General features: G+C 37.2%; 12 protein-coding genes. 4 read left to right on the top strand and 8 right to left on the bottom strand.

The annotated features are described in order from the left end of the window. Positions 1-265: 265 nt before the first annotated feature. Positions 266-1,180, bottom strand: a complete 915-nt coding sequence (murB, locus tag FFM71_RS11390) for a UDP-N-acetylmuramate dehydrogenase (protein WP_171000560.1) — start codon at positions 1,178-1,180, stop codon at positions 266-268. A 109-nt stretch (positions 1,181-1,289) separates the two neighbouring features. Here murB and FFM71_RS11385 point away from each other — a divergent pair, with 109 nt between their 5' ends. Next, a complete protein-coding gene (locus tag FFM71_RS11385; protein ID WP_137612274.1) occupies positions 1,290-2,051 on the top strand; it encodes an exodeoxyribonuclease III in 762 nt (253 codons plus the stop codon). Positions 2,052-2,054: 3 nt separating this feature from the next. After that, entirely contained in the window at positions 2,055-2,591 is a 537-nt protein-coding gene (locus tag FFM71_RS11380; protein ID WP_137612273.1) for a 3'-5' exonuclease, read from the top strand. Here FFM71_RS11380 and FFM71_RS11375 read toward each other — a convergent pair. From FFM71_RS11375 to FFM71_RS11360, 4 genes are read right to left on the bottom strand one after another with little or no spacing between them, the layout of a single operon-like run. Further along, a complete protein-coding gene (locus tag FFM71_RS11375) occupies positions 2,588-3,052 on the bottom strand; it encodes a GNAT family N-acetyltransferase (protein WP_137612272.1) in 465 nt (154 codons plus the stop codon). The two genes, FFM71_RS11380 and FFM71_RS11375, sit on opposite strands and share 4 nt — an antisense overlap. Next, positions 3,049-3,510 carry a tRNA (adenosine(37)-N6)-threonylcarbamoyltransferase complex ATPase subunit type 1 TsaE gene (gene tsaE / locus FFM71_RS11370; protein ID WP_137612271.1) on the bottom strand — a complete coding sequence of 154 codons (462 nt, stop codon included), beginning with the start codon at positions 3,508-3,510 and terminating at the stop codon, positions 3,049-3,051. The genes FFM71_RS11375 and tsaE overlap by 4 nt, the downstream gene beginning before the upstream one ends. Before the next feature lie 9 nt (positions 3,511-3,519). Beyond that, positions 3,520-4,488 (bottom strand): phosphate acetyltransferase, encoded by a 969-nt coding sequence (gene pta, locus FFM71_RS11365; protein ID WP_137612270.1) that lies wholly within the window; start codon positions 4,486-4,488, stop codon positions 3,520-3,522. Continuing rightward, complete coding sequence (locus FFM71_RS11360) at positions 4,488-5,183, bottom strand: uracil-DNA glycosylase (RefSeq protein ID WP_137612269.1); 696 nt, start codon at positions 5,181-5,183, stop codon at positions 4,488-4,490. The genes pta and FFM71_RS11360 overlap by 1 nt, the downstream gene beginning before the upstream one ends. An 83-nt stretch (positions 5,184-5,266) precedes the next feature. On the opposite strand from FFM71_RS11360, the gene FFM71_RS11355 reads away from it, so the two are divergent. Together FFM71_RS11355 and FFM71_RS11350 are read left to right on the top strand one after the other, a co-directional pair. Then, positions 5,267-6,145 carry a Cof-type HAD-IIB family hydrolase gene (locus FFM71_RS11355; protein ID WP_137612268.1) on the top strand — a complete coding sequence of 293 codons (879 nt, stop codon included), beginning with the start codon at positions 5,267-5,269 and terminating at the stop codon, positions 6,143-6,145. A 3-nt stretch (positions 6,146-6,148) separates the two neighbouring features. After that, the gene (locus FFM71_RS11350; RefSeq protein ID WP_137612267.1) at positions 6,149-6,697 is read left to right on the top strand and encodes a hypothetical protein; all 549 of its coding nucleotides are present in this window, start codon (positions 6,149-6,151) and stop codon (positions 6,695-6,697) included. 683 nt (positions 6,698-7,380) lie between these two features. Here the strand turns inward: FFM71_RS11350 and FFM71_RS11345 are convergent. The 3 genes from FFM71_RS11345 to FFM71_RS11335 form a co-directional block, all read right to left on the bottom strand. Then, positions 7,381-8,694 (bottom strand): Sapep family Mn(2+)-dependent dipeptidase, encoded by a 1,314-nt coding sequence (locus tag FFM71_RS11345; RefSeq protein ID WP_137612266.1) that lies wholly within the window; start codon positions 8,692-8,694, stop codon positions 7,381-7,383. Between the two features lie 679 nt (positions 8,695-9,373). After that, positions 9,374-10,633, bottom strand: a complete 1,260-nt coding sequence (locus FFM71_RS11340; protein ID WP_137612265.1) for a PTS sugar transporter subunit IIC — start codon at positions 10,631-10,633, stop codon at positions 9,374-9,376. A 15-nt stretch (positions 10,634-10,648) separates the two neighbouring features. After that, positions 10,649-11,602: a glycosylasparaginase gene (locus FFM71_RS11335; protein ID WP_137612264.1), complete on the bottom strand. Its 954-nt coding sequence runs from the start codon at positions 11,600-11,602 to the stop codon at positions 10,649-10,651. Between the last annotated feature and the right edge of the window lie 436 nt (positions 11,603-12,038).

Raw genomic sequence — 12,038 nt, 5'->3', positions numbered from 1 at the left:
GTAAACGACTAACTTGATCATCGGAAAGATTGATGTGTTGTTTAACAGGTCTGATATCTGATTTCATAAAATATATCCTTTTTTGAATTGATTATATCAAAATATAAAAGTGAGAGCTATGCTCCACTAGTTATTCTGTAATAAATTGTTTTTTAAAATTTCAGTTATATAACAATTAAAAAACGGGATTTATCGATTAATTAAGAAAATGACCAGATCAATTCATTCGTCTGGTCAAAATAATACAATATTCAAAATAACTAAATCAGTGACGACTTGAATCGACATCTTCACCAATAATACGGACTTCTGTTTTTAATTCGACATCAAACTTTTCTTTAACAGTTTTTTGGATCAAATGAATTAGATTCAAATAATCGGTTGCTGTTGCATGTTTGATATTTACTATGAAACCGGCGTGTTTCATTGATACTTGGGCTCCACCGACCATCTTACCTTGAAGTCCAGCTTTAATAATCAACGGACCTGTGAAATGACCCTTTGGACGTTTGAAGACACTTCCACATGAAGGATATTCCAATGGTTGCTTGGAACGTCTCAACGCATTCAATCGATCCATCTCTTCTTGAATGGCATCTTTATTGCCACGTTTTAGTGTGAACGTAGCGCTTATAACGATGCCCCCATTTTCCTGAACGATACTGTGACGGTAGCCAAATTGCATATCTTCATGTGTTAATGTTGTTATTCGACCGTCTGGCATCAGAACTTCCGCCGATTCAAAGACATCAGTGATTTCTCCACCATAGGCACCTGCATTCATGAAGACTGCACCACCGACACTTCCAGGAATTCCGGCCGCAAATTCGATACCGGTCAAACCAGCTTTTTGGGCCTCAATCGTTGTGTTGATGATTGTAGCGCCTGCTTCGGCTGTAACGCTGGTTTCGGAAACTTCGATTTTGTGGAAGTTAGGCAAAATAATTACAATGCCTCTGATCCCACCATCTTTAATAATCAAATTGCTGGCGTTGCCGATCACGGTGATAGAAACTTTGTTGACTCTAGCTGTGTCAATGATTTCAACAAGTTCTTCACGTGTTTTAGGAAATGCTAAAACGTCAGCCGGACCGCCGGTTTTGGTAAAGGTATATTTACTTAAAGGTTCATCTAATTTAAATTCAATATTTGGTAATTTTTCAACTGGAAAGTTCAACATTCATCATCCTTTTGCTACTAAGACTTACTGTATAATTTTATCACATAGTTAGATACATAACGAATTAACAAGCCTAACAATAATGCTATAATATTTGCGAGGTGATTTTATGAAACTTATATCTTGGAACGTCAATGGTTTACGTGCCGTGGTTAAAAAAGATTTTGCTGAAATATTCAAAGAATTGGATGCTGACGTCTTTAGTATTCAAGAAACCAAGCTTCAAGAAGGCCAAATTGACCTTGATTTGGATGGTTATCATCAATATTTCTTCTATGCTCAAAAAAAAGGATATTCAGGAACCGCCATTTTTACCAAACAAGAACCTATCAGCTTCAAACAAGGTCTTGATATTGAAGAATTTGATGATGAAGGTCGAACTATCACGCTCGAATTCCCTGATTTTTACTTAATCAACAGTTATACCCCAAACTCACAACCAAATTTAAAAAGAATTGATTATCGGATGCGTTATGACGATGCTTTAAGAGCATATATGTTAAAATTGTCGTCTAATAAACCTGTTGTTCTATGTGGTGACTTAAACGTTGCTCATGAAGAAATTGATTTGAAGAATCCTAAGAGCAATCACAAGAACCCTGGATTTTCCGATCAAGAACGAGATAAATTTACGGAACTCTTAGATAGTGGCTTTATCGATAGTTTCAGATTGCTTCATCCCGATGAAATCAAATATTCATGGTGGAGTTATCGTTTCAATGCACGCAAGAATAATGCCGGTTGGCGTATTGACTACTTTGTTGTTTCTCAAAATGGCAAAGATTTAATTAATAACGCCGATATACTCAATGATGTTTTCGGATCAGATCACTGTCCGATTGAATTAGATTTAGATATTAAAGGAGAATAGTTAATGAATTTTGTTTCTATGGATTTTGAAACTGCCAATGGTAGTCGTAGCAGTGCCTGTTCGCTGGCTCTAGTTTTAGTTCGTGACAGTCAAATTGTCGACAGTTTTTACACACTGATCAATCCACGCGAATACTTCAGTCCTCGAAATATTCAGATTCACCATATCCAACCTGAAGATGTCGCCGATGCCCCAACATTTGATCAAGTTTGGACTCATATCAGTCCTCTATTCGACAACAGTCACTTGGTTGCGGCCCATAACGCCAGTTTTGATAACAGCGTTCTAAAAAACACTTTATCAAATTATGGGATTATGGTTCCAAAGTATTTAACAATCGATACCTTACGAACAAGTCGAAAATTTTATCCGCAATTTCCTAATCACAAGTTAAATACCGTTTCTGATGAGTTGAATATTGACTTGAAAAATCACCACAATGCTCTGGCAGATAGTGTAGCTTGTGCGGAGATTCTTCTACGAACTGAACAGCAATTCGGAACAGAACAAATAAAAAAGATGGTTAAGCTAACAAGCTAAACCATCTTTTTCATTATTAATGTTTTTTCAGTTTCAGACTCAGTTGTAAAGCCATATTTTTGATAAATGTGGATGGCAACTGGGTTATTTTTATATACTTCCAAAAATATTTCTTTTATAGGTGCATCGGATGCCCAATCGAGAGCATCTTCTAAGAGATATGAAGCGATGCCGTTATTCCAAAACTCTTTATCAACAACGACACCAAATTCGACTTTATTGTCATCGGAATTTTCTAACCGACAATACCCAACAAATTGACCATCAAAATCGGCCACAATTAATTCGTCGTACTCAGAGCGGTAGATTGCATCTAAGCTAATTTCCTCATCAGAAACCTTGACATCCTTCATATCATCATATGAAATAAAATCACTCTGTTGACTAGACTTTTTCAAAAAATCTAACAGACTTTGGGCATCATTAGGAATTGCTTCACGTAATTTTAATTGTTCACTCATGCTAAGTCACCGAAACCACGGTCATTAAATGTTCCACCGTGCAGCTTAAAGGTAATTTCTCGGTCAGTATCAGACAAACGTTTGATATTGATTGAAATGTGTTCATCAGGGATCTCATCTTTAATAAATTGTGGCCATTCGACAATGGTAATGCCGTCACCTTCGAAGTATTCGTCAAAACCTAGATCTTCATCCGGACTGCTTTCCAAACGATATGCATCCATGTGATAGAGTGGTACGCGACCATCCTTGTACTCTCGAATCAATGTAAAAGTTGGACTCTTTACGTTACGCTTGATTCCCAAACCACGAGCCAACCCACGAGTCAAAGTAGTTTTACCAACACCAAGATCACCATTCAAAACGACAACATCACCAGCCTGTAACAGCTTGGAAATCTTCTCGCCTAATTTTTCCGTATCCTCATATGAATGAGTTGTTAATTGATATTCAAGCATAAATTCTCCTTAAAGTGCTAAAGCGGCCGTTAAAATAGCTGATTTGTACACGTCCTCTTCATTACAACCACGTGATAAATCAGAAATTGGTTTAGCAAGACCCTGCAAAATAGGTCCGATAGCTTCAAAGCCACCAAATCTTTGAGCAATCTTGTAGCCAATATTAGCTGATTGTAGTTCTGGAAAGACAAAAACATTAGCCTGACCAGCAACTTTAGAACCAGGAGCCTTTTGAGCTCCGACACTTGGAACAAAGGCGGCATCAAATTGTAATTCACCATCTAATGCCAAATCAGGAGCTAATTTGTGAGCAATTTCTGTTGCTTCGGCCACCTTGGTAACATCGTCACTCTTAGCACTACCTTTAGTTGAAAAGCTTAGCATAGCAACTTTAGGGTCAATATCAAATAATTTTGCATCTTGTGCTGTTTGAACGGCAATTTCAGCCAATTCTTGAGCATTAGGATTGATATTGATAGCACAGTCAGCAAACATATAACGTTCGTCGCCTTTTTGCATAATAAATGATCCACTGATTCTAGAGTTACCTGGAGCAGTTTTAACGATTTGAAGCGCAGGACGAACCGTGTCACCAGTCGAGTGGATAGCGCCAGAGACCATTCCGTCAGCCTTGCCCATATAAACTAGCATTGTGCCAAAATAATTGTTATCTAGCAACATTGTTTCTGCTTGTTCTTTAGTATTCTTACCCTTGCGACGTTCCACGAATTTTTCAACCATTGTTTCAAAATCAGCGTATTTCTTAGGATCAATAATTTCAACATCAGTGATATCAAATGATTTTTCAGCAGCAATCTTTTCAATTTCAGCTTGATTACCAATTAAAATAGGTTTCAAAATATTTTCTTTAACTAATCGAGTGGTGGCACCTAGAATTCTAGGTTCTTCACCTTCTGGGAAAACAATTGTCAAATTTTTCCCGTCAATTTTACTCTTTAGGCTGTCAAATAAATCCATTACTTTTCCTCCGTTTCATCGGCACTTTCAGGTAATTGCCAATTAATTTCTTCTTCATTATAGTTTAAAAGTGCTTGATTTGCTTTAGAAAATGGCTTGGAGCCAAAGAAGCCATAACGAGCCGCAAATGGACTAGGATGAGTTGATGAAATAATTGTATTCTTAGTTTCATCAATCAAAGGAATCTTACTTTTGGCCGCATTGCCCCATAATAGGAAGACAACTCCACCACGCTCTGATAAAGCATGAATCGCATAATCGGTCAATTCTTCCCAGCCTTGTCCCTTGTGCGAATTAGCTTGACCACGTCTAACTGTCAAAACCGAGTTCAACAATAAAACTCCCTGTTGAGCCCAGGACTTCAAATAACCATGAGTAACTGGTGTACAACCAAGATCATCTTGCAATTCTTTATAAATATTACGCAATGACGGTGGAATCGTTATTCCAGGTGCAACTGCAAAGCTACAACCAATTGCTTGATTGGGTTCATGGTAGGGATCTTGTCCTAAAATCACAACTTTGGTTTCAGCAAATGAGGTCCAATCAAAAGCTTGAAAAATTTTATGCATTTCTGGATAAATAGTTTCAGTATTGTACTCGTTTACAAGAAATTCCCGTAACTTCTCATAATACGGTTTGTCAAATTCACTATTTAAAACTTCCTGCCAATCGTTTTTTATTAAGTTTTTCAAATTTACACCTACCTGTTTTGATATAAAACTACGTAAAATATGGTAACATTCATTTATAGCATAACGCATTCGGAGGAAACTTTATGATTAAATTAATCGCATCCGATATGGATGGTACATTACTAAATGAGAAGATGGAGGTGTCCAGCCGTAATATCCAAGCAATCAAAGATGCTGAAAAAAACGGTATCGAATTTCTAATTGCGACTGGACGTGGGTTGAGTGAGGCCAAACCATTTTTGAAAAATCATGTTCATCCTGGTTTCATCACTTTAAATGGGGCAGAAGTCTTTGACCCCAAAGAAAAGTTAATTTCAAGTAATCCCCTTTCTAGAGAGGCTCAAAACAAAGTTATTGAATTGTTCCACAAATACAATGTTTATTTCGAGGTCATCACTGACAAAGGTATTTTTTCAAACGACCGTGAGGCACGAGTTACTAACTTGGCTAATTTACTCGTTAAATTAAATCCTGGAACATCTTATAAACAAGCACTCAAGGACACACAAGAACGTGTCAAAATGATGCCAATGAACTTCGTTGATAATTACGATGGTGTTCTCAATAATGATGACTATCAAATTATGAAATTAATTGCATTTAACGAACATGAACATAGAATTCTTGCACCTTTGAAAAAAGAAATTACCAAGACCATCAAGGATGTTGTTCCAACTTCATCTTCACCTAACAACGTAGAGGTTAACAGTATCGACGCACAAAAAGGAATTGCCCTCTTACAATACGCCGATAACAAGAATATTTTACCAGAAGAAATCATGGCTATCGGTGACAATTTAAACGACTACTCAATGATCAAGAGTGCTGGAGTCGGTGTTGCCATGGCTAATGCCATCCCTGCAATCAAAGAAATTGCACAAGTTCAAACTGACAGTAATATCAACGATGGCGTTGCTCAAATAATTGAGCAAACTATAGCTGATAATCAGAACCAAGGTTAGTTGATGGAACTTTATATTCGAAAAGCAGATTTGGCAGTTGGTAATATTCTTGTCGTTGCAAATCAGAACAAGGAAACGACCTTTATTGCTTCACGTGATAAAGACAATCCTTTTTTGATTAAATTATATAATCGCTTAAATACGTTAATTGGTGAAATAAAGCTTAAAAATAATTTTTTAAAAATTTATTCAATCGAAATCAACGGCGAAGAAAAAGCCACTATCAATGCTTTGCCAATGATCGACTTAAAATATGTTTATCTCAGCCAAGCTAATTGGAACGTCGTCGGTAACCTAGTCGCTTCCAAATACCATGTCACTAAGGGTGGCGAAGAGATTCTCAGAGTTCAACCAACAATTTTAAGCCAAGGACATCCTGGATTGGAACTTTCATTTGAAAACTTTGATGATAGTCCAATGGGTACCCTCTTAGCAATCTTTTTGGATAAATATATCAAGTTACCTATATTAGCTCCGAAAGCCGATTTAGATAATTTAGGCATGAAGTCAAAGATGACTTATTTGAATAATTTTAAGAATAAATGTGAATAGGGTTTGCCGTCTCCAGGAACGATAATATTCACCTGCTATGCGGACCGATTCAAGCCTGAAATGCGGTCTCTCATCTCGGTTTGAAGACTTTCCACAGACCGGAAAGTCTCCAAACGCGCCCGGTGGTGTAAGAGCTAAAGCTCTAACGCCACACCCACAGCTGGTGAATATTATCATTCCTTCCGACTAATTTATTTTTATTAGGAAAAATAGTTTTTAATTATATGAAAAATGAGTTGTATCATCACACTTTAAAATACTTAGGTGTGATGATACAACTCATTTTTCGTTAGCATCAAAAAAAGATAATTTAAACTCTATAAATGCATTCTAGTCCAAGTTTAAATTGAACGGCTGAAGGTTGGACAGTGAAAAATTGGTATAACCGTTGTTGTTACAGGCTTAGAACAAATTTATTCAAATAAGCATAAGTTTTCATTTTACTTGTTCCTGCCATAAAAAAATAAACTAGTTGGAAGAGCTGAGAGTATTCATTTGCAGCGAAAGTGGCGTTATTGCTTTAGCAATTACACCACCGGGCGCGTTGAAAACTCGCGGGTTTTGTGAGGCTTCAACCGAGGTCCAAGACCGCTTCCCAGGCTCGGGCCGTTCCGCGCAGCAAATGAATACTCTCAGCTCTGGAAACGGCATACTTACCTAAGCCCCCAGAATACCTGAGAACATTAACAAAGTTCGGCAATAAAACAATCAAAGTAAATTTCTGTCATTAATTGCCAATCACTAATTTTTAGCCATTCATTGCCTTTATGGGCAATTCCCTTTTGACCGGGAAAAGATGGCCCAAATGCAACTATATTTGGCATTGCTCTGGCATATGTTACACCTGTTGTCGTCACTGGTGTTCCATCTAAACCAGTATCTTGCTCATAAATTTCAGAAAATTGTTTAATAAAGTTTAATTTATTATTCCTTACTATTGATGGAAACCTGCGATTTATCGTCAACTCCATTGAAGCTAATAGTTGCGTCTCTAACTGTGCCAACAAAATGTGTTCTGACACTGTAATTGGATAGCGTATCGAGATTTTCAATTGAATTCCCTTTTCAGTAATATTAATTTCATAAAACGAAAGTTGTAATTCTCCTGATTCGGTATCGCAATAATCTAAATCCAAACCACTACCATTTGTTTGATTACCGATTTTTTCATTTATCCATTTAAAAAAAGTTCCAGTTTGACCATCAAGTGATTTACAATATTCAACCAATTTTGGTAATACATTATCGGCCAAATCTGGTGCATTGCTTGGTGCTTTGCTTCCTTTAAAAACCGTTTTAATTCCGTCCAATGTAACAGATGCCTGATCTGGTAAAAAGCTATGATCGAATTCTCCATCCAAATCATCAATCTGTTTTAATGAATCGTCCGTAATAATGTTACTAATAGTTAAGTCAACTAATCCACGTTCGCCGTAAACAATAGGAAATTTACAATCTGGAGTAATACCGGCATATGGTGGTTTCTCAACTTTCAAATACCTAGGAATATCCCTACTGCCACTTTCTTCATCCGTGCCAAACATTATTCTGATTCTTGTTTTCAGAATATATCCCTGCTTCTTTATTAAATACAGCGCAAATAATGTCGACATTATCGGTCCCTTGTTATCTAAAACACCTCGACCATATAAGTATCCTTCATCTAAGGTCACATCAAATGGATCATATTGCCAATCATTGACCACATCTACGACATCTATATGTCCTAAAACGCCAAAATACTCGCTACATTCTTTTTCAGTCGGACCATATTCTGCCCACCCAACACAATTGTCAACTTGCCCCGTTCTAAAACCCAGTTGTTTCGACAATGCCAATATGAATTCCAAAGCTCGTTTCGGACCAATTCCAAAAGGCGCATTGTAAGTTTCATTTCCTTTAACACTCGGTATCGAAACAAGTTGCTGGAGATAACTTAAGAACTCATCTTTAGATTCTAAAAACAACGAATTAAAATCTTTTCTAACCGTTTTCAATTTAATACTCCTTTGGGAAAGATATCTGAATTATTGTCCTATGGTAATTAAATATTCCGTCTCCAGAGCTGAGAAATATTCACTGGCTGTGCGGACCATCTCGAGCCAAAGAACGGTCTCAAGTCTCGGTTTAAAGCCTTACCAAAGTCCGGTAAGTCTCCAAACACGTCCGGTGGAGTAAGAGCTGAAGCTCTAACTCCACTTCCACTGCCCACAAATATTTCTCAGCTCTTCCGACTATTGCTTCATAAATAAAATAGATCAATAAATATCATCAAATTCATTCAAACTTTAAACAATTACATTTAACTCATTGTATAAAGACAGCTAGCAAATATAATTTAAAAATTAGCATTACGCATTAATTAGAAAATTAATATAACCATTGTTGTAACAAAACTAAAGTTAATTTATTTAAATAATCAGAAGTCCTCATTATCTTTCATCATTTTATTATTCCTGACATAAAAATAAACTAGTTGGAAGAGCTGAGAGTATTCATTTGCAGCGAAAGTGGCGTTATTGCTTTAGCAATTACACCACCGGACGTGTTGGAGACTCGCGGGTTTTGCGAGGCTTCAACCGAGGTTCGAGACCGCCCTTTGGCTCGGGCCGTTCCGCGCAGTAATTGAATACTCTCAGCTCTGGAAACGGCATAACGGCGTATCCAAATAAAACCCTACTCCTCTTCCAAAATATATTGTTTATCCAAGGATTTTACAAAAGGATAATAAACTAACATCCCCAATGCAATTTCAAAAAGCTGCAAAACTGAACCCAACCAACTACCAGTCGATAACCATCCAGAAATAATCGGTGGTGTTGTCCACGGTAGCATTACACCAGTCGTATAGGGAACCCAATGAAAACTGAATACTAATCCAGAAATTATTGTATTTACTACTGGAACAATCACAAATGGAATTGCAATTTTTGGATTAAATATCACTGGAATACCAAAAACAACTGGTTCATTTATTCCAAAAATTCCGGGAACCAAAGCAAGTTTACCCAGACTTTTTAATCTTTTCGACTTACTAATTAAAACAACAACTATTAGTAGTGAAAGTGTACTGCCTCCGCCCCCATACGTTGTGAAAATATCGATAAACTGTTGTGTATAAATATGTGGGATTTTCTCTCCCACCTGAAAGGCGCTCAAATTGTCTTGTGTCAAAGAAAACATGATAGGCGACCAAAAACTATTTGTAATCGTCGGTCCATTTATTCCAAATATCCACAGAAATGAAGCAATGAAATTATAGAGAACGACTGAAATCAAAGAATTCCCTAAACCTTTTAGTGGCATCTGGATAAGGATGAATATCAAATTATGAACGGATTGAAATCCCGTTAAGCCCAAGATGGTTTTAACAATTACAAAAATCAAAATAACAAAACCAAATGGCAACAACTCAGTCAAAGAATTGGCAACGGCTGGCGGAATAGAATCTGGAAGTTTGATATTCCACTTTTTATTAAGACTGAAACGGTATAATTCAACACTACTTAATCCAACTAAAATACCAATGAAAATTCCGTTAGGTCCAAAATAGACCGTCGAGACATCACTACCAATCTGATTCGACATTGGAATCAGAATTAGAAAAGCTATTAATTCAACCAAACATGGTGTAATACCTTTCAATCCCCGATTATTTCCATAAGTATTTGCCATCACAGCACAAACCAACAATCCAATAAAATTGAATATGCCAACAAATGATGAGGAAAGTGTTTCGACCAAATTATTGCCCAAAAGACTCTGCCAAAAGCTAGCCCAGCCAGGTATCGGAAAATTTCCAATCAGAATAAATAAGGAAATAATCATTATCATGGGAGTCAGTGTTGATAAGGCCTCACGCATTGATTTCAAAACTACATTATTGGTGATTTTTGTAGAAATGGGGATTAAATTTTTTTCCGCCTGTTCTTGCATATTCCACACCGTTTCCTAATCTATTGGAGCCTTTATTCTTTTAGAATAAGCATCCAACCACTCCTGAGTGATAGGTTCAATCTTAGTCTGATCATTATCTGCTGGGTGGGCGATGAAGATAGCTGGTTTACCTGCTTCGGTTCCAACCGCAAACGTAAACTCAACGTTTGTTGCAACTCCCCAATTTCCGCTTTTATCCAAGGCAACCAGAGAGAATTCTCCAATTTTTCCATAACGTCTTTTTAATTTTTTTGTGAATGAATAAACTGCTTTATCACAGGCAGTTTGTGGCGTCATTCCAGTGCCCATTAAACGCACAATTTCATAGCAGAGACACCCTTTCATAATGTCCTCACCAAGGCCAGTCGCGGCTGCACCACCAATTTCACTGTCCACATAAAAGCCGTCGCCAACCAATGCTGTGTCGCCAGTTCTTCCAGGCTTTTTCATAAATAATCCTGATGTTGAAGTTCCAACGGAAAGTGAACCAAAAGTATCTAGGCTCACCATTCCTACGGTGTCATGACCATCATATGGCGAAAGATTTTTTTCAATAATTTCTTTGCGACGTTTTTCCCAAATCTTATGAGCGCGTTCCGTCAGCATATTCTTCCGTTCAAAATTATTGAGAGTTGCATACTGAGAAGCACCAGTCCCAACTAGCACGCTATTGTAATGTTCATGACTCAAACTTCTTGCGATTGAAATAGGATTTTTCACATCGCTGATGCCCATGACCGCACCAACTTCAAATGTATCGCCATTCATAAATCCAGCATCCATTTCTACCAACCCATTAGCATTAGGCAGCCCACCATATCCAACCGATTTAAAGAACGGATAATCTTCCACTTCTTTGATGGCAGTCTCAACAGCGTCAGCACTCTTACCATTCTGACTCAAAAGATCCATTCCCTTACATAATCCTTCATAGGCCATTCTCCAAGTCCCAATCATTGCATACGTCATATAGCACACATCCCTTTACAAAAATTATTATAATTAACTTTTGACTTCAAAGAGGCATCCAATTGGACGCCTCTTTTTCATCTCGTTGTGTCAATTAATTTGTAGTTAATAATCAATTCCTAAAAGTTGCTCGATTCAAAAGTCGCTTTAATTTGATAAATTTTTAGGTATAAACCAAAAAGTTCTAATTAAACATTGTTGTTACATGCTCAGAGTTAATTTATCTAAACAATCTGAAATATTCGTTTTATCTATCCTGCCATAAAAAAATAAATTAGTTGGAAGAGCTGAGAGTATTCATTTGCAGCGAAAGTGGCGTTATTGCTTCAGCAATTACACCACCGGACGAGTTGAAGACTCGCGGTTTTTGCGAGGCTTCAACCGAGGTTCGAGACCGCACCTTGGCTCGGGCCGTTCCGCGCAGCAATTGAATACT

It is taken from the genome of Companilactobacillus huachuanensis (assembly GCF_005404815.1).
GTDB lineage: Bacteria > Bacillota > Bacilli > Lactobacillales > Lactobacillaceae > Companilactobacillus > Companilactobacillus huachuanensis.
Note: the sequence above shows the minus strand (reverse complement) of the source record. Positions and strands in the feature narration are given on the sequence as shown.